This window comes from Pedobacter fastidiosus (assembly GCF_014306625.1).
In the GTDB taxonomy this organism is placed as follows: Bacteria; Bacteroidota; Bacteroidia; order Sphingobacteriales; family Sphingobacteriaceae; genus Pedobacter; species Pedobacter fastidiosus.
In genome coordinates, this window is sequence record NZ_JACRYL010000007.1 from 177,793 (window position 1) to 196,230 (window position 18,438).

The following is an 18,438-nucleotide window of genomic DNA, read 5'->3' on the forward strand; positions in this document are numbered from 1 at the left end:
TTAGGGCATTTCGATTACCTCGTAGTCCCTGTACTTTGCCGCGGCCGAAAAGCTCTTGTTTCCCTTCGCCTGGACGAAGCTCTTTAAAGAGCCTCCCTCCCGTATAACCGGGGGATTCGGCAGAAACCGAAAAGTCAGCACCCTGTCCAGCTTGTCGTTATAAGGGTTCCCGGGATTGTCCAGCCGGATCGATATCGATACCGGCCGGAGCGTAAGCGCATCATAGGTCACCTCATAGGCCCTGCAGGTCACATGGTTCGGGTTCAGCAGGGATATCCTTCTTTTTCGGATGCCCGCGGGAAGATCGATTATCCTATAATTTTCGGAAACGATGCTTCCGATGAGCTTATTTGCATCCGGCAGAATGCTCGCTCCGGACTGCTTTGCGCCCGTACCGACCATCATCTTCTTCTTGATGTGATCCACATAGACATACCGCCCACCTTCGTAGGCCGTCTCGGTCTTGCCCATCATACAGTAGAAACTGTTACCACTACGTTTATAAGCGTAGGGGCGTTCCCTAAAACTCTGGCTGCTGTCCGCGCCGTCCGAAACGGTTATGCTGCCGTTGAACTCCTGGTTCTCCAGGGTAGTAGATGTAAAAGCGAGTATCTTGAGGAACTTCTGTACAAGCACACTGTCGGGACGCTGCGGAGCCTCCAGCTCGGCCTCTGGTTTTTGCACAGCTGTACTCCCGAACAGACGGGTTCCCGCATATACGGCGCCAAAAAGCCCCATCGAGATAGTTATCAGCAATGCCGAATATTTATTTGTCTTTTTCATATCAATCTACTCCCATTATAGTGGTACGATAAGAGGAGCGGTTTTCCTTGATGGTTGCTATACCTCTTTCGGTTTCTTTTTTCACGCGGATCAGCGACCCCTCGTCATCATATTCGTAAAAAGTGGCAAATCCGTTTTCGTCCAGTTCGGCCATGAGCCTGAAATTTCGGTCATCATAGGCATAGGATTTCATGTGGGCATCTACTGGATGGATACGGATATCGTCCGCATAGACCGTTAGCCCGTTATACGGCACAATGCCTACCGAAAAGCGCACGTTGTCCGAGTTGTTGACGGGAACGGTAAAACGGCCCTCAATCAGTTTCCAGCCTTCCACCACGGCCTTGCAGGCAAGAACAGCGGTTGCACTACCATTGGTATTCCCGTAGGAAACACCGATGTTCACGTTCCGGTTCAGGGGCTGTCCGTCCCTGATCCACATGCTGATCAGGTATTCGCCACCGTTTTTTGGCTCGAATCCCCGCGGATAAAGTCCCATGGCACCCAGAAGCGTAAATTCGTTCCTCACCGTCCGACCCAGATAGGGCGCACTCTTCTGGTCCCTTAGATGCCTGATGGTCTCCAGTTTGATCCCCTGCTGTGGCAGTGCGACCGAGTAGTGTCCGGTATGCGCATATTCGTTCGTCCGGTTTACAAAAAGGCCCTGACCCTGGCTGGTAAACTCCTTGGTCTCGCTGGTATCGGGCTGTCCTATGGAACGGTTCCGGTCCTCGAAGCTGCTGACATAGATTTCCCTCCTCATCGCATTGGAGGCTACGGCAGCGGGAAGCTGACCGCTGAAATCAAAGCAGGCAGAGCTAGAGCGGTTCAGGGCATCCCTGTTCTCTTCCTCCTGACCGTACCGGTCATACTGCTTGACCCGGTTCGAGCTTACCCAGTGCGAGGACTGCAGATTGGGCATCCAGGCCTTGTTGCTGTAAACCCAGTAGGACATAAAAGACTTCAGCATGCCTGCATTTGCCAGGTTTACCCCTTTTTTGGCTGTATTGAAGATGTTGTCATAAGAGCGGTTGACCTGAAAGACCTGCTGTTCATAGGGCCGCCAGTTTCCCTTGAGGCCCTGCTGAAATGGGTTGAAATAAGTCTCATAGGTAAACCTCCAGGTCTTGATTCCGTTCACTGTCCTAAAAGTCTGGAAATTTGGGTCTACCGGCAGCGTTGCAGTTGTGAAAAGCGTAGTGAGGCTTCCAGAACCCGTCGCGGCAATAATCTCGCTACGACTGTTGTCGTAAACCTCTACCGCCATGGCGCCCGGGTTTCCGGCCCAGTTATTATCGCTGTTGGGGATGTTGTACCCCTCGACCTCGATAGTATGGTTTCCCTCAGGCAGATAAACGGGATATATCGACCAGTAATTCACGTTGTTCAGATTATTGGCTATTTTGGTCGATCCGTCGATCGAAATGTTCAGCCGGTCATCACCCGCAAATCCGATGTAATAAAGCTTGGCCGTTGGGGCATAAAATGAGGACACAAATCCAACAGGCTCACTCAGGCTTTCGGGAATTCCCGTATTGGGCCAGATGGAAGTATTGACCATACGGCTGTTGAGGTAGCTGTTGCTGAAGTTTTCAAAAACACCACAGTTTCCCCCAGTATATTCCAGCTCGTCGCAGATGTTGTAGATCCTGCTGCCAAATCTTCCATGCTCTAAGTGGGACTGGGAGCGCCTGTAGGTAAATACGGAGGCGGTGCTTTCCTTGCGTTCGGAAACCTGCCCCTTTCCATCCACCGGCCATTCATCATCGTAGGTAGTAGCCGAAGCGGTTATCACTTTGAGCTGGCTCTGGTCAAATGTAGAGGCAAAGAGCAGTCTTCCGCTTGCGATCGGGCTGTTCATACAGACAATGCTTTCTGCGGAGGCCGCAAGAATATTCCGGTATCCAGACCTCACAACCTTAAAACTGTGGTTTGCCTCGGGACCGGTGATGGCGGACAGTCTGGAGCCATTGCTATTGATAAGGATCTTGCTCGGCTCGCGCAACTGGATCCCGATCTGTCCGCTAAAGATTTCTGCACGGTTGTCCACTGCCCAGTAATGCTCCCCGGTACCCAGATTGACCAGTTCGTCTCCCTGGGTCAGCAGTTCCCAATAGTTCTCGTTGATCTCAGAAAAACTGTTGAGCACGACTTTTTTCAGCATCATACCCTGGTTCTGATAAGCCCCCCCCATTTTGCGGTAAGGCCAGTAGGCCGGAATATTGACCGAATAATAAACCTTATTGAACTCGTTCTGCGTCCGAGTCACCAGTGCCTCCCCACTTACCCCGTCAAAGGCCAGGTTGTCTACCGCGATCGAGGAACCGTTCTCTCTTTTGGTCACCCGGCTGATGATCCCGTTGGTCTGGATGACTTTGAGCGCACAGGCGGAACGGAAAAGTTTGTATTCGCTGTTGAGCTTGATCGGGAAATGGGGAAGCGGAAAGCTCGGTACGCCCAGAAAGGGCAGCAGATCGACTCCTGTATTGTTCGCAAAACCGCTGTTGATGCTTTCCTGTTCCCTAAAATCCGTAAAAAACTCGATGTCCCTCCCGATTACGGCACTTTTGACCAGGCCGCTGTCCGGCGTGATGACCTTGACGCGGTTGTCCAGTCGCTTGCTCGGGGCGGCCGGGTTCTCGACCTGATATTCATATTCGGTCGAGGAAATCTCCGATGATCCAGAGTTGAAGGTTCTCTCGGATCTGGGCTTTCCGTGCATATCGTTCAGCTCGATGCTGTAGCCCTGGGAAAGCACCAGTTCCTCTATGGTATTGCTCTCCACCAGGGAATAACTGTATCCCGGATCGGGATGGTGCTTTTCAATTGGCATTACCGTTACCCTGACCGGGAATTCCCTGGCGGTATAAAACTCGTATATGCTGAATCCCGTTTTGGGCACACTGTTCTGTGAGGGCGCAGAAGGGTCATAGTCCTTCACTGTTACCCTCCCATAGCCTACGCTTGGTGCGGGATAAAGCGATTCGCAGAACGGGGCTTCCAGCTCGAAAAAATTGCTGATCCCGCCCTTCACCTTCTGAGAATAGAATACGGGCTGGCGCAACGGGTTTTCATCGCTCCCGACTGCGGGCTCGTAGGTGGCAACACCGCTGCTGACCGTTCTTCCGTTTTCATCGGTTGTGGTATAACTATAGTCCTGTCCATAGATGCCCTTGGGTACGTCGGTTCCCGTAAGAGAATCCCACTCATCCCTGATCCGGATCTGCTTCACTCTTACTCCTCCCCCGATTTTGCTCTTTGAGGGCATCGAAATACGGCAGAAGCTTTTTGCTTCGGTAAAGCTGTCGCAGAAATGGCGGTCACTTTCCGAGGCCTTTTCGTAAAAATTCTTTCTGAGCTCGCTCAGGTTGCGAGCGGCATTGGCAATTGCGGCGATCGCGGAGGCTGCCCCACCTGTACCTGTTTTGACCCGGTTTTCATATCCCGGATAGGCATATCTGGGATATTCGTTCTTCATCTTCTGCCAGGCGGCAAAACGTATCGGATTGGTATGAAGGGTACTACCGCTGACCGGATAGACCGGTTCAAGCTTCAAATGGGCATTGCTTCCAGAAATAATCACCTGTGTGATTTTGACATATGCAGATATAAAATCGTCGTCGCATCCCATGCTGGGCGCATTTGGCGTGCTGAGCTTTACTGTTGATTTGGTATAGAGATAATCGGACCCATTCAGGTACACCTTTTTGAACCAGGCGGTCAGATCAGGCTCAGAGGAGAGCGGAACCGAGTCCAGGCTCACACTTAAAAACGCATCTGGACTGGTAATATCCGAGCCGTAAAACTTAAAGGGCGCCATGACCGATGCATGCCGGTCCTGCACATATGCGTAGTCATCCGATTCATACCGGACATCGATAATCCCTCCCGAAGGCAACTGGATCGAAGTCATTAGCCAGACGGCTGCGGACTGGTCAGCGCCTGTCCGGTTCTGATCGGAATAAGGATACTGTTCATTGGTCAGCGCCCCTGGATTACCTGCAGCTGGCTTATATGTACCCCATCTGTCGGTGGATTCGCTTCCGTATGCGGCGTCATGACCATAGGTAAAAACATAGGGATGGTTTACTCCCTTATGGGTCGATCCATATTCGAACCAGACAAGCTTCAGGGTCAGCTTCCTACCCCCGGCCGCCATTGAATTGGGCGTTCCCGGACAGAGGTCGTAACTGTAGCCAAACTTGACCACTTTTATCGGACGGCTGAGGTTGTCCTTGCTGTACAGCCTGATTTCCTTAAGGCACTTCTGCCTCACCGATGGGTCTCTTTCGCCCCTGAAATCCGTTACTCCAAGCGCGTCCTCTCTGTCCTGGGTAATAAAAAAGGCAATTTTCGTCTTCGATTCGATCGAGCGCACATAATAGAGCTCTTTTTCCCCATAGATCACGCTTCCCCTATCGTCCTTGGGATCTGCAAGAAGCGACCTGTTCAGGGCCGCCTCTGGGGTACTTCCAAGATTGTAGGGCGTCCTCCATCTATAGGTGTCGATTTTTGAATAACTGAACTTTATGGCGGTGCCATTGTCGTCCGGAGTAATACCGTCCCGCGTCCGGTCCACATAATCAGGAGAAAGTACGCCCGTCAGCAGATAACTGGCTGCGTAGGCCGGCTGGATATCCCGGTGCAGGTACTCATCGGTTCCATCGATACGATGGCTGATCTCCTGACCGTTCATGGAGAGGGCGACCTTCCCGTTAACTGCGCTTATCGCATTGTCAACAGCAAAAGAGATTTCTTCCTGTTTTTTGCTGTACACCGGAAGTCCGTAAACACTCCGCTGGCCCTGCTCATTGAGAACGGTAATCTCCGAGATGTGGTGGGCCCTTCGAATAGGGCTAATCCTTTCGATATTTTCGGGCACCACATATCTCGCAGGGTCAAAGTCCGAATAATCGTTGAAGGGGTAAACCTTTATTACTGTGTCAAGCCCGGCAATTTTCGCCTCGGAAGCGGTTAGGTAACTGATCGAGGTACTGCTTTCCTGCCTTTTTTCCTTTTCGATCTTTGAGCCCACAGGAACGACGTTGCTGGCAAAAAAGCCTGCAGTCCTGAAGGAAGCGCCCGCGGTGCGGCCCGAGGTCGATACGCTCATGGCGCCGGTTCCGTTCAGCCTAGCGGTCATGACCGAATCCTCTATATTGCGCTCGTCGGGTTTCTTGAAAAAAACATGCTGTCTCTGTGGCTGGGCATCAGGCTCGTCCTGAAAATCGCCCTTGGCAAGATAGCTATTGTCCTTTGTCCATTTCTGGGTCGTATTCGAGGTATACTGGTCAAATTTGGTCACACCATAATGGGCACCAAATCCCCACCCGACATCGGCACCGACGGTCGAGACTGTGGATTTATCGGAAACCCGGTTATCATAAAAAATGCCGGTACCCCCACGGTAGAGCCTAAACTGGCCGGAACCAATCTGACTGTTGTAGGTAAATATATCTGGGGTATGTATGGGTATGGCGAGGTTTGGAATTTCCGGTATCACCGGATTCTCCTTTTCCCTGATAAAATCATGTACGGCATTCGGTTTGTTCTTGCCGCTCTCGGAGTAAAGAAAACCATATTCCGGGTTTTCCATGACCGGGCCGCTCACCCTTCTCACGCTGCGGTATCCCGTAAGTCCGCCACCGATAAAAAGTGGCCCCGCGGATCCGCCCAGATCGATGCTGTAGGAATCATAGCTGGATATATAGGGAACCTGGATCTTTGGCTGTACCGGCTCGGTATTATAAGAGACCAGTGGCGCGGAGGTATTGTAGTTCGAAAGCCCTCCGCCGAGGGTCAGGCTCTTCATCCCAGATCGGCTGTTGTAGCCCAGGGAAGAGCTGAGTCCGGCGTTCCGCACCGACTTGTCCCTTGAATTGTCGTTGATGGACATTGATACGTTTGGGGTAATGTCTACCCCGCTCGCGGTACTGGAAAGTACGCCGAGCCCAAGCCCCGCTGTCATCATGCCCTCATTGGCAAAAGCGAAAGACATTCCGGCATTGGCCCCGATCTCGGCCCCGATCCCGGTATAGCTGTCGCTAAAAACGCCAAAGGTCAGCGAACCGTTTAGCTTCAGCTTTCTCTGTATCTTGCTGTTTCCCACCAGTTCGACCTTTGTGGTCAGCCTGCCGCCAACTGTAACCTTGTCCTTAACCGCATGCTCGGTCCTGAGCAGGTCTCCCTTTAAGTCATCGGGCAGGCCCCGGAGCTGTCTGCTGATCGAGCCAACATTCAGGTTCCAGCCCAGGCCGACCCAGCTCGCCTCGTCATCCGGACCAATGCCAGACTGGTAGGCAAGATTGAGCGGATAGCCGTCCACATCCATAAGCGGAATATTGTATTTAAAGTCGCCTGAAAGCAGATCAACCATATCGGATGTACCGACAGGCTGAAAAGACTGGCTTTCGGGCTGGGATGGTCCAGAGGTCAGCGCATGTGCGACCGAGGGCAGCAGCAGGTTGATCAGCCATATGGCAAGCAATATTCCGGCGGTCCGCCTGATTCCTTTTTTTCTTCTGTATATCATATTACCTTAAGCTCAATTGATAGGTCCTCCCACTAATATATCTGTCCCTGTAGACAAGACTGCTGTTATCTTCCCCGCTCTCTGCCGGAAAGAAGACAAGATATTCATAACAGTCCCGTATTCCTGTCGATACTGGCATCACTCCCGATGCATATCGCTTTTGCCCAGATCTGATCCTATAAAAACTGCTGTCGTTTCCGTATTCCATTTTTTCGCTGAGCTTTTTCCCTCTGTTGCCTTCTGTTTTACTGAGGTTGAATACCCTGACCTGAAAGGCGGTTTCAACGGCTGGATTCTCCGCTCTGGCCTCCCGCACCTGAATGGAGAGCTTTCTGTCACCGAACTGATGCTGCGGATTTCTGTTACAGGCCAGAAACATTGGCACAAAAAGCGCTATATATATTGTTTTTTTCATTCTTTTTTGTCCCTGAATATAAACCGGAGGCTTCTTGATCCGCCCCCGGGCAGCTCGGTCACCATCACATAAGAATAGCCGTCCTTAAAAGAAAAATTCCTGCTGATATCGAGCGTGATCTTGTTCTGTCCTTTTTTGAGCTTTACCGTTGGCAGGTTCCGTACCCTAGAATCCGGGTGGCTGATGCAACTGATGCTATACCTAAGCTTCTGATCACCATAGGAATTGATCAGTGCAAACCTTACCGTCCCGTCGGCAACGTAGAAATTGCCCTTTGCCAGATCCTCAATGTCCCTGTAGCCATAATCGGTTTCCGGCACTGCTCCAACCGTATCCTGACAGTTTACCTCAAAAGACCAGACATCCGATCGGTTGATCACCGTCTGCTCCTTATAAGCGGTTACCTGCCAGGCGTATTTTCTGCCCTTTTCCAGATCCTTTGAGTTTGGAGGATAAAGAAGCAGGTTGGCAGCAATGCCCTTTTGGTTGACTACGGGCAGATTGTAGTTCAGCGCCTCTACCGCGCTCTGTTTTTCCCTGATCTCCACCAGCATGAGCTGATAGAGCAGTCCCGGAATTGCCGGAAGTGAGGGCTGCCAGGTCAGCAGCGGCCGCTTTTCGCAGATTTCGTCCTGGTCATAGGGCTCGATCAGGTCAAGTGGCGCCGGGGGCGTAATCTCGTTGCTGAATACCTGATCGATCAGCTCATCGCTCGAAGAGGCCGCGATAATATTGAAGTCATAATCGTAATCCCCCTGGGGGAAATACTGGTTCCGCCTGATGAAGTTGGCAGTCGCGTTCTCACCGATTGCGACCGTTGCTGCACGGGCCACTCCCTGGGGAATGCTGTTGTTTCCCGGTACAATGGTGAACACGCCGGTCTGCACGGTGAGAATCCTTCCGGCCCTGGCCTCGGTCACCGTGATGTTCATCCTAACGCTTCTGGAGCCGGAGAGATTGTAGATCGAGGCACGGAAAAGACCGCTGACCGTGGTTCCGTTCACCTCCGGAACAAACTGTATGCTTATCTGAGCCATCAGTCCCTTGCCGATGAACAACATGCAGAACAGCAGTGTAATATTCAAAAACCTCATTGTCTGTCTAAATAATAATGGATGGAAAATTCGGCCCTTGCGGTCGAGTAGAGATCGGGATAAAGGGGTACAACCATATTCTTTCTCAGGTCTGCATATCCGGTTATATCAAAATGTTTTTTCAGCATGAACTGGACGCTCTGTCTGATCCCGGCCTGCCTGGCCAGATTTTCGTTATTGAGATAGGTAGCACCGGTAGACATGCTTACGGAACCGAAAAGGCGGTACTGGACCGAGAGATCAGAGCTCAGCATATTGCCCAGAACCGGAACAGCGCTCGTCTCCCGGTTGTAAAACAGGTTTCCGTTGAGGGAGAAATTGGCAAATACAACCGTCTGTACACAGTTGAACTGCAGAAGCTCCGAGCTTCCCGCCAACAGGGGATTGCTCATCCGCTGGCTGGCCAGACCCATATGGCTAAAACTGTTCAGGCCGAACAGCTTATAGCTGCTGTTCAGATCTGCCTGCATTTTTCTGGAAGCATAGACCGGCACACTGGAAGAGGAAACCCTGTCCACACCGTTTTCGATGTATTTAAGGCTCACCGTCGACCTTTTGGAAATCCGCAGTCTGGAATCAAGCTGTACATTGTAGTTTTTCCAGTGGGCATCGTCGACGGCGCTGATCGGCATGTTCTTGAAATCCGAGCGGAGCGAAATCGTCAGCAGGTTTCTAAACAGTATTTTCTTTATGTTAGCCCCAAAGCGCATGTTAAGATTGCCGAGTCCCTGCTGTCCGGGATTCTGGAAACCCGCGCCAGAATAGTTCATGTATACCATACTTTTTATTCCTGCTTTCTTAGAATCCAGTGCATGGTTGATGCCCAGCGACATTGTTTGCAGGAAATCGTCCCTGAAATAATTGCCGTTTGTATTTTTGTCCAGCAGGAGCTGGTCAGGCCCCAGACTGGCAAGATCCCTATACTGGGTTGAAGATTTGGAGATGTCCAGATTCAGCATCCCGGCTTTTTTCAAGCTGAGAGACTGACTGACGGAGAAAACAAGGTTATTTCTGGGAAGCGCATTCAGGGTCTGCGAAAGAGATCCCGAAAACTGCCGGTCATAAGCCCCCACCCAGGAGAGCTTGCCGGAACCGAATGAAAAGTTCGTAGTGGGAATGCTTATGTAGGTGTACATTTTCGGAACCGAAAAGGTAGAATTGTCAAATCCGGCATCCTTTGAGCTGCCAAGATCCCTGTTCGTGCTGATCCCCGCCCTGACTGGTCCTCTTGATGTTCCGAGCGAAAAATTGACCCCATTGAGGAAAAGGTCCCTGTTCAGGAAACTTCCGGGCAGCTGTCCGGAAAAATTTCCGGCCTGAAGCTCCGATAGTCTTGAGTAAGATCGCTGAAGCCAGCTAAACCTGGGATTTTTACCCAGTTCTCTTACAAAAAATGATTCCAGTTCCTTTTGGGTGATTTTGTTCTCCGCAATCTTCTGGAAAAAGGCAATCTTTTCTGCGTCAAGGCCATTATCGCTGAGTTCCTGCTTCAGTGCTGTAATTTCCTTCACCAGCTGGTCTTTCTGAAACGCTATGTTGTTGTTCAGAGAATCTGAAACGGATTGTCTCAGTTGCGCTCCCTTATCGGCTACCTCGGATTTTATGTTGAGAAATGCCCTGTCTATCCTTGCCCTAACAGTCTTTTCATCCATTGCAAGCAGATTTTTGACCGCCTCCCTGTCGTTTAACAAAGCGCTTAGGCTTGGGGTTTCCGTAAGCCTTTTACCGGCAATGGCAGTTGCTTTCGCTGAAATCTTGTCCCTTAGTACCGTTTCGATGTTTTTCCCGCCGAGAACTGTTGCCCTCAAGTTTTTGTATTTTTCCATATCTGCCCCGAAAACCCCGGCAAAACTGGGTCTCGGAACTTCGAATTTGAAAAGGTTATTTTCCCCGCCCCTGAGACTGCGTACGGCATTGTAGTTGTTTGCTATTGCAAGGTCGATCGGAATTCGGTACATTTTCAGCTGTCCGTTGACAGTTAAGTTGTTGAGCAGGTTCTTTCCGCCCAAGGGATCCTGCGTCCGGATATACTGAAGCGAATTTTCTATCGAAAAATCCCGAAGGATTATTTTTTTTTCTCTGTTGAGGCTGTCTTTTGCGAAAAGCATACCGATCCCCGACTGGGCTAAGCGCTCGCCAGATTTTTTCCCCACCTCGCGTACGCGCAACAGTACTGTTTTACCCATTGTATCCACTTTTGCGGAAAGACTGTCTTCAATATGCGCTCGGTCGATCTTTAATGGGCCTGGGCTTTGCGCAGACACCGTTCCCGCCCACAGCAGAAAAAAAATCGGGACACAGATGCTCTTAAAGAGTGCGTTCATATGTTTGTTTTTGCCGCGTAATCCGTATGCCCGGATTTCTGGGCGAAACAAGAGTCATTCGGAGCGCGATGGTTTGATTTGGAGGTGAGATCTCCATTTCGAAGGTCAGAAAAAACAAGGTTAATCTGAAGGCTGGGGTAACCCCGTTACACGGAAGGGATATTTTCGCACGACCAAAAGCGCAAAAGGGATGATGAAACAGATAAATTTTACACTTCGGTTTCTATTAAATATATTTGGGTTCTAAAACGCTCCCTATTATGAAATTCAACTGCATTGCCGTCGATGACGATCCGGCAAATCTGGAACTTTTGTCGGATTATCTAGAATCCCTCGGAAACTACCGCATGGTAAAAAGCTTTACCGATCCCATAAAGGCCATGAACCATATCGCACAAGAGGATCTTCTGGACGTGGTGTTTATGGACATCGAGATGCCTAGAATGTCCGGCATCGAACTGGCCGGTATCATTCGCCACAGAACAAAAAATCTTATTTTTACGACGGCGTACTCGAAGTATGCAATAGATGCCTTTGAGAACGAGGCTGATGCATTTCTACTAAAGCCCTATTCGCTCAGCCGCTTTGCATCTGTACTCCATAAACTTCAGAACCGCGGGATTATGGCAGGCCAGGAACCTGTGGATCACGAACCCTATTTTTTCATAAAAAGCAAAAACGATAAATCTAAACTGGTCAAGATCCGCTTCGACGAGATCGTTGCGATCGAGAGCACACAGAATTACGTATCGATTTATACCGTGGACAAAACCATCGTTGCCCATATCACCCTGACCAGGATTAAGGAAATCCTTAGGCACAAGGAAAACTTCCTGCAGATCCACAGGACTTTCATCATCTCCAGAAATCATCTTGAGGAGGTGGAGAACAATCTGCTGAGAATGAAAAACGGCCTCCTCCTTACAATAGGCGAAAGCTACCGCGACGAGCTGGTCGACTTCATCAAAAAGAGGACAATCAAGACCGGAAGAAACTGATGTGGCGAAAACCGGGTGCTGAACAGCGAGATCTTCCCCCGGTGCATCACACCTTCTCTAAAGTATATCTTTGTAGAAGCTACTGGGCGATCCGGTGGAGTGGGGCCCACAGGGCACAAATGTGGGAGGGGAAACACAGAAAATCCCTTCCTGTTATATTTTTAGATTACCCGCTCAGTCCACGACATCGATCTATTTCAACACGCTAAAAAAACTTTTTCCCCTGTAGCCTATTGTATTTTTCCCTTTCTTTGTTTCTTTTCACCTGTTTTTCAGCCGCCTGCTGTTCCGCCCTGAGCATATTTTCCCGAGCGACCAGAATACTGTCCGCATGAGCCAGAATCTTTGCAGAGCCCCGCTTCCACTCTGCTTCCAGCTCCGAGACCAGGCCCGGATAAACCGCATCCATGACCCTATACTTTGAGGCACTCTTGCTTAGGGCGGAGTTCCGGTGCATGAGATAGGCCGATGTGCCCATAGAAACCGCAAAAAGGAGGAAGCAGACCATCACCGTTTTTGTCAGAACTCCAAAATGGTGCTCCGTTCTAACCCTGAATTCCGGGGGAAGCAATGAGAGTTTTTCCAGAAGCAGCTCAATCTGTTTTCCCAGCTCCAAAAGAACAAGGCTGTCATCCTTCGCTCCGATAAGATCTGCGGTTCTTTCGCCCCGCACCTCAGCCCGGTTTCCTATTTCACGTATTAGTTCTTCCAGCTTCTGCGTATCTTTCCTGACCTCTGCAAGCTCCCGATGCCTATCCTCAATCGAGGCAAGCTTGCCTACCGCGATCTGCATCAGCTCCTCAATACTGTTCAATTGCTCCTCTGTATTTTCCATATTTAATGATTTAAGCCCTGATCCGGCCACTTTGTCCTATTCCTTTTTCTGAACGTTTCCGAAACCTCTTGCTCCTCCCGGTTCTTTTCCAGCAGGAGTTCCAAAGGTCCCGTGTTATCACCACCTGCCGCACGGATCTGATCGGGGCACCTTTCTGTTTCGTTTTTCTGTTTATGGGATACCCGCCCCTTCGCATGAAATTCAGCTACCTGGGAAATTGCCCGGTCTAGGCCGGCATAACTAAATGCCCGGTCTACCTCCGATCCGCTGAACGAACATTCCCGGTAATTGAAGGAAATCCCCTCAGCGATATCCGTACCGCTCCTTATCTTGAACAGCAGCCTTGCTCCTTTTTTGTTCAGCGATTTTTCAAATCCATCCCAGCTACCCGATCCCCTGAGTGCTTCCGAAATAATTTGCCGGAGCTCATGCCGTACCCTATCGGGACCATTTAGATTATCGATCTTGACAGATCTAGATCTCCCGGCAATATAAAATCCGTGCTCCAGGCTCAGCTTTCTGCAGACCTCTATATTCCGCCTGCGCTGGTTGCTGTCCGGAATCGTTCTGCCTAGGTTGCCCACCCGGTTATAGACAATGTGGATGTGGGGATGGCCGCTGTCGAAGTGGCGCACCATCAGTACCTGTGTACCCGAAATCTTCATCCTGTCCAAGTACTCTAGGGCCATGCTTGTCATCCTCTCGTCACCGAGCTTTTCGAGATCCCGGATACTCCAGTTCAGGGAGATATGGCCGACAGCCTTTCCCAGACCGGGTTTCGCCTTACGCTGGAGGTTGAAGTCCGCGATTATCTCCTTGCCGCCCAAAAGGCGGATGCCCTCTCCGTAGATGATCCTGGCCTCCTGTTTTCCAAGCACATACCTGATACATCCCCCGAAGCTTCTTCCAATTACGATCTTGGCGATCATTTCCCCCAGATCATTTTGAGTATCCCGTCGATCTGCCCGATCATCTTCCTGCATGACTTTGCCAGTGTAAAAATGCCCTGCTGGTGGGCAAGCTTTGTTAACTGGTTCAGGTTGTTGGCCATGCCCGCAAGTACGCGGAGATTCTTGAGGTCATCGGGTGTCGTGTTCTGGACAACGCGGGCACCAGCCGCCGCCCTTCTAAACCATTCGCTGATCCGCATGCCTGCCTTTTCCGATTTGCCAGCAATAATGAAATGCTCCGCTACGGTCAGCCTTACCATGATGTGCTTTTCCCTGCGGATCTTTTTTCTGGGTCTTCCCCCGGCTCGGCTGATACTGGTTCTCCTGTTTTCTTTTTCCATCTTATAAGTGGCCTTTATGCGACCGCCGGGAGCATAAAGCAAGTTGAATCCCGGGCACCGGGATGGGTTTTTGTGTAACAAAAACACAAACTTGCTCCCTAAAGGCGCCAAAAAAAATGCACCCCGCTGGTCGGCTATCTGTTAAACGGTAATCCTGATTATGCTTCCACTTGGATGATAGGATGGTTCATAAATGATCAGTCTGGAACGTACCAGGTCCGTGAGGCACCTGTGATAGGTCGCGGTCGATGCGATCCTGGAAAGAGCCATAAGTCTTCTGCGGGTGATCGGTATATTCCCCGAAAAACGCCCCCCCTCCGCACAGACACAGATCGAGACGAAAAGACTGATGTGCGCAGTTCCTATCCTATTGTCGATTCCAGCCTTTTTAAAGAACAAAGCCAGTATCCTATTGTCTTTTTCCACCGGATCAGCCACCCTTCCTTCCCTCGAGCATCGCATCGATATCCGAAAGCTTATAGAACATTGAGCCGCCTACCTTGGTATAGCGGAGCGTGCCCCTGACTCTCAGGTTCTGGAGCGTACCGGGCGAAATGCCGAGCATCTTTCTAACCTCGATTCCCTTTACCCATTTCTTTCCCACGCCCGCAACAGCGTTCTTCTGGTGAAGTGCCTTCAGCTCAACGAAGAGTTCCTGCTTGAACTGCTCAAGGTCAACCTTTGTGATTAGATCCAATAGTGCCATAATGCTTTTAGTTAAGTTTTATTTACACGCAAAAAGAGCGGGAAATAATTAATATCGATCGGCAGACGTCACCAGTACCGAAAGATTTATCAAAATTTGGCATTACCAAAACACATTTATGGGTATCACGTTAGGGAGTACCAAAGATTTTTCCACGACCGATAATGGAATTGAAGGAAGGAAACTGGGGACTGGCCCGAAACTGGCACTTTTCGGTAAAATATTCGTAATACATAAAAATCCAAATCCCGTGCCTCATCAGAAGTGGCAGGCACGGGATTCAGATCCTCCAAAGTGGAGGCTTTATTAATGGACTGCGAGTTTTTCTCTTAAAAAGCGCATATCCTCACCGATCTTGGCGTCCATCACCTTTGCATATATCTGGGTGGTTTTGATACTGGTATGCCCCATCATCTTAGAAACACTTTCGATGGGCACTCCATTGTTCAGCGTTACCGTTGTCGCAAAGGTATGGCGGGCAATATGAAAGGTTAGCTCTGTCCCGATTTCGCAGAGATCCCCTATCTCCTTGAGATAAGCGTTCATCTTTTGGTTGCTGGGTACCGGAAGAACAAGATCCTTTACGATACAGGTTTCGCTATCGAGGTAACGCTCGAGGATCTCTAATGCTTCGGGGAGAAGCGGTATCCGGGAAAGGGTATCCGTTTTTTTTCTGCTGGTCAGGATCCACTGCCCTCCGTCCACCCCGGTCTGTATTTCCGAACGCTTTAGTTTCTGCACGTCCACGTAGGCCAGACCGGTGTAGCAGCTGAACAGGAATATGTCCCGAACCACTTTTAACCGTTCGATACGGATCTTGTCTGATTTACGGATCCGAGCGAGCTCTTCGGTGCACAGTACCACCCGGTTGACCTTTTTCACCTTCGGCTTGTAGTTGATATACGGATCTACCGTCAGCCATCCGTTCCCAAGGCAGATCCGGACAATTTTGCCCATATTTTTGATGTACTTGATAGCCGAATTGTTCGCGCACTTTCTTGTACTCCGTAGGTAATATTCGAAATCCGTTAAAAACTTGAAGGATATTCTGGAAACCGGAAGGTCGGTAATCTTGTACTCCAGCTTCATAAAATCCCTTACGTGCATCAAACAGGTCTTGTACCTCAGGTAGGTACTTTTCTCGAACTCCTGCCCGATCAGGCTTTCCATCTTTTTGTTGTGTTCCTCGAATACCGAAACAAGCGTAAGTACTTTTCCAGACTTGCCGGTGAACCTCGCCCGGATGGCCCCGGCACTGATGAGTTCCTGCGAGGCTTCCATCATCTGGTGAATCTGCTGGAATTGGAAATTTAGCGAATCAAGATGCCTGTTGAGTACGCGAACCCCTTCTTTTGTTCCGACCGCCCTCCCCGACTTTGGATTCCAGCGCATCGGATCGCAGAATTTTCCGGTAGATACTTCGGCACGTTGTCCGTCCACGGTAAAACGGATGTAAATGGCCATAGGGCCGTCTTTGTAGGATTTTTGCTTCTTAAGATAAAAAAGCAGGCTGACATTGCATTGCATGGCAAATGGTTTAAGTGAAACAAATTTGGTTATTTCGTCATTTGCAGTCAAGATGTTTAGCTATTGAACAAGCTGAATTACAGCGTTCTATAGCTTTTCTGGTGAGTAGATACTCAGGATCTAAGTACTCACCGAATCAATCACCTTTTATATACGAGAATTTGCATATTTCGCGATTTATCGGTAAACAAAAAAGCCTGTAAATCGGTGATTTACAGGCTTTTAAATGATTTTAACTGTGTTCTCAGCGGAATGGACGGGACTCGAACCCGCGACCTCCTGCGTGACAGGCAGGCATTCTAACCAGCTGAACTACCACTCCGTTTTTGTTTGCTTTTTAAAAGTTTAAACCTCTTTCCCCTTTCGAGGATGCAAATATAGAGACATTATCCTTATTCGCAAACTTTTTTTTAAAATAATTATAACTCGTTAACCTACAGCACCTTCTTGCATCTTCTCTGCATTTTCTGCAAATTGAAGCGCACTAATAATCTCTTGAATGTCTCCATCCATGATCGACGGCAAGTTATACATCGTTAATCCGATGCGGTGTTCGGTAACGCGACCTTGAGGATAATTGTAAGTTCTAATCTTCGCCGAACGATCTCCTGTAGATACCATTGTTTTACGTTTAGCTGCAATATCACCGTTTTTCTTCTGCAATTCTATATCGTATAATTTACTTCGCAACATCTCCATTGCAATAACACGATTACCCAATTGTGAACGCTCCTGCTGGCAAACTACTACTAAGCCAGAAGGCTTGTGCGTTAGCTGAACTTTAGTTTCAACCTTATTCACATTCTGCCCACCGGCACCACCCGAACGAGAAGTTTGAAGTTCAATATCCGCAGGGTTAATGTACAAATCAATTTCTTCAGCTTCTGGCAATACCGCAACCGAAGCTGCCGAAGTATGCACACGGCCCTGAGTTTCTGTATCTGGAACACGTTGAACGCGGTGTACGCCGCTTTCATATTTTAACTGACCGTAAACATCATCGCCAGTAACTTTTAAAATTACCTCTTTATATCCACCAGCAGTTCCTTCAGTAACATCAACCGTTTCAACTTTCCAACCTTTGGTTTCAAAATAACGGGTGTACATGCGGTACAAATCGCCAGCAAATAATGCTGCTTCGTCTCCACCAGTACCCCCTCTAATCTCAAAAACTGCATTTTTAGCATCTTCAGGATCTTTAGGAATCAACATTAAACGGATGTTACTTTCCATTTCTTCCTGTTGTTTCAACATTAAATCCAGTTCCTCTTTTGCCATTTCACGCATTTCTGGGTCTTTCTCGGCCGATAAAATGTCCTTGTTGGCATCAATATTACTCATCACATTTTTGTAGATTTTATATTCATCTACAATCTTGCCCAAATCTTTATATTCTTTGTTTAAAGCCGCAAAACGTTTCATATCCTGAATTACATCTGGATTGCTCAATTGCTCTTCTACATCTTCCCAACGTTGCTTTATTGCCTCTAATTTATCTAACATAATATTATTCGTATTGAAATCCCTAGCATCTTAGTACCTGTCTAAAATTTAGGAAATGCAAAAATAAGGAAAAAAGCTGAATTAGTTTTGAATGGAAAACCTACAGTTTTAATTATAAGTTTTGGAAATGATCGGTTCGGAGAATATGGCGGTCAGCAGTCCTGCTATTCCTACTGCCGAAGAAAAATCGGCATTCGTGCTATCAGGTTTAGATTGAGCGCTTGCAAAAATCCATCAATGTTTATATTGATGTAATTGTGGATTGGAAATCCGAAGCTCAAAAGGCCGAGATTGCAAATCTCGACCAGCTTGGCCAGCTTAGTTTTTGCGTCCAACCGTTAATAGGAGTAATAACTGAGTGATGTAAACGGGATTGAAATGGCAGCCACCAATTTTTCATTGGTGCTATAATGTAAAGCCCGACGAACGT

Annotated in this window: 12 protein-coding genes and 1 tRNA gene; 1 reads left to right on the plus strand and 12 read right to left on the minus strand. The window is 49.1% G+C overall.

Annotated elements, in window-relative coordinates; all coding sequences use genetic code 11:
- Genes H7U22_RS09680 through H7U22_RS09700 form a run of 5 tightly spaced genes read right to left on the minus strand, consistent with a single transcriptional unit; the run spans position 1 to position 11,148 of the window.
- The gene (locus H7U22_RS09680) at positions 1 to 783 is read right to left on the minus strand and encodes a hypothetical protein (protein ID WP_187071157.1); all 783 of its coding nucleotides are present in this window, start codon (positions 781 to 783) and stop codon (positions 1 to 3) included.
- A 1-nt stretch (position 784) separates the two neighbouring features.
- Complete coding sequence (locus tag H7U22_RS09685; protein WP_187071158.1) at positions 785 to 7,315, minus strand: carbohydrate binding domain-containing protein; 6,531 nt, start codon at positions 7,313 to 7,315, stop codon at positions 785 to 787.
- Position 7,316: 1 nt separating this feature from the next.
- Positions 7,317 to 7,730, minus strand: coding sequence for a hypothetical protein (locus tag H7U22_RS09690; protein ID WP_187071159.1), 414 nt, complete (start codon positions 7,728 to 7,730; stop codon positions 7,317 to 7,319).
- Positions 7,727 to 8,824, minus strand: a complete 1,098-nt coding sequence (locus H7U22_RS09695) for a ubiquitin family protein (RefSeq protein ID WP_379016897.1) — start codon at positions 8,822 to 8,824, stop codon at positions 7,727 to 7,729. Before H7U22_RS09695 ends, H7U22_RS09690 begins: the two co-directional genes overlap by 4 nt.
- Positions 8,821 to 11,148 carry an HsdR family type I site-specific deoxyribonuclease gene (locus H7U22_RS09700; RefSeq protein ID WP_187071161.1) on the minus strand — a complete coding sequence of 776 codons (2,328 nt, stop codon included), beginning with the start codon at positions 11,146 to 11,148 and terminating at the stop codon, positions 8,821 to 8,823. The genes H7U22_RS09695 and H7U22_RS09700 overlap by 4 nt, the downstream gene beginning before the upstream one ends.
- 260 nt (positions 11,149 to 11,408) lie before the next feature.
- Here H7U22_RS09700 and H7U22_RS09705 point away from each other — a divergent pair, with 260 nt between their 5' ends.
- Positions 11,409 to 12,146: a LytR/AlgR family response regulator transcription factor gene (locus H7U22_RS09705; RefSeq protein WP_187071162.1), complete on the plus strand. Its 738-nt coding sequence runs from the start codon at positions 11,409 to 11,411 to the stop codon at positions 12,144 to 12,146.
- Positions 12,147 to 12,351: 205 nt separating this feature from the next.
- On the opposite strand, the gene H7U22_RS09710 is transcribed toward H7U22_RS09705, so the two are convergent.
- The 7 genes from H7U22_RS09710 to prfA all read right to left on the minus strand — a co-directional run bounded on the left by H7U22_RS09710 (position 12,352) and on the right by prfA (position 18,008).
- Positions 12,352 to 12,981: a hypothetical protein gene (locus tag H7U22_RS09710; RefSeq protein ID WP_187071163.1), complete on the minus strand. Its 630-nt coding sequence runs from the start codon at positions 12,979 to 12,981 to the stop codon at positions 12,352 to 12,354.
- A gap of 2 nt (positions 12,982 to 12,983) precedes the next feature.
- Entirely contained in the window at positions 12,984 to 13,910 is a 927-nt protein-coding gene (locus H7U22_RS09715) for a relaxase/mobilization nuclease domain-containing protein (RefSeq protein ID WP_187071164.1), read from the minus strand.
- Positions 13,907 to 14,272 carry a plasmid mobilization protein gene (locus tag H7U22_RS09720; RefSeq protein ID WP_187071165.1) on the minus strand — a complete coding sequence of 122 codons (366 nt, stop codon included), beginning with the start codon at positions 14,270 to 14,272 and terminating at the stop codon, positions 13,907 to 13,909. The genes H7U22_RS09715 and H7U22_RS09720 overlap by 4 nt, the downstream gene beginning before the upstream one ends.
- 430 nt (positions 14,273 to 14,702) lie before the next feature.
- Entirely contained in the window at positions 14,703 to 14,978 is a 276-nt protein-coding gene (locus tag H7U22_RS09725) for a helix-turn-helix domain-containing protein (RefSeq protein ID WP_187071166.1), read from the minus strand.
- Positions 14,979 to 15,284: 306 nt separating this feature from the next.
- Positions 15,285 to 16,556, minus strand: coding sequence for a site-specific integrase (locus H7U22_RS09730; RefSeq protein WP_317172961.1), 1,272 nt, complete (start codon positions 16,554 to 16,556; stop codon positions 15,285 to 15,287).
- A 197-nt stretch (positions 16,557 to 16,753) separates the two neighbouring features.
- Positions 16,754 to 16,827: transfer RNA gene (locus H7U22_RS09735), tRNA-Asp, on the minus strand.
- 107 nt (positions 16,828 to 16,934) lie between these two features.
- Positions 16,935 to 18,008: a peptide chain release factor 1 gene (prfA, locus tag H7U22_RS09740; protein ID WP_187071167.1), complete on the minus strand. Its 1,074-nt coding sequence runs from the start codon at positions 18,006 to 18,008 to the stop codon at positions 16,935 to 16,937.
- Between the last annotated feature and the right edge of the window lie 430 nt (positions 18,009 to 18,438).

What these genes read in the sequence shown, in the direction of transcription:
- H7U22_RS09680 (WP_187071157.1), bottom strand. Translation starts at nt 783, where the DNA reads ATGAAAAAGACAAATAAATATTCGGCATTGCTGATAACTATCTCGATG.
- H7U22_RS09685 (WP_187071158.1), bottom strand. Translation starts at nt 7,315, where the DNA reads ATGATATACAGAAGAAAAAAAGGAATCAGGCGGACCGCCGGAATATTG.
- H7U22_RS09690 (WP_187071159.1), bottom strand. Translation starts at nt 7,730, where the DNA reads ATGAAAAAAACAATATATATAGCGCTTTTTGTGCCAATGTTTCTGGCC.
- H7U22_RS09695 (WP_379016897.1), bottom strand. Translation starts at nt 8,824, where the DNA reads ATGAGGTTTTTGAATATTACACTGCTGTTCTGCATGTTGTTCATCGGC.
- H7U22_RS09700 (WP_187071161.1), bottom strand. Translation starts at nt 11,148, where the DNA reads ATGAACGCACTCTTTAAGAGCATCTGTGTCCCGATTTTTTTTCTGCTG.
- H7U22_RS09705 (WP_187071162.1), top strand. Translation starts at nt 11,409, where the DNA reads ATGAAATTCAACTGCATTGCCGTCGATGACGATCCGGCAAATCTGGAA.
- H7U22_RS09710 (WP_187071163.1), bottom strand. Translation starts at nt 12,981, where the DNA reads ATGGAAAATACAGAGGAGCAATTGAACAGTATTGAGGAGCTGATGCAG.
- H7U22_RS09715 (WP_187071164.1), bottom strand. Translation starts at nt 13,910, where the DNA reads ATGATCGCCAAGATCGTAATTGGAAGAAGCTTCGGGGGATGTATCAGG.
- H7U22_RS09720 (WP_187071165.1), bottom strand. Translation starts at nt 14,272, where the DNA reads ATGGAAAAAGAAAACAGGAGAACCAGTATCAGCCGAGCCGGGGGAAGA.
- H7U22_RS09725 (WP_187071166.1), bottom strand. Translation starts at nt 14,978, where the DNA reads ATGGCACTATTGGATCTAATCACAAAGGTTGACCTTGAGCAGTTCAAG.
- prfA (WP_187071167.1), bottom strand. Translation starts at nt 18,008, where the DNA reads ATGTTAGATAAATTAGAGGCAATAAAGCAACGTTGGGAAGATGTAGAA.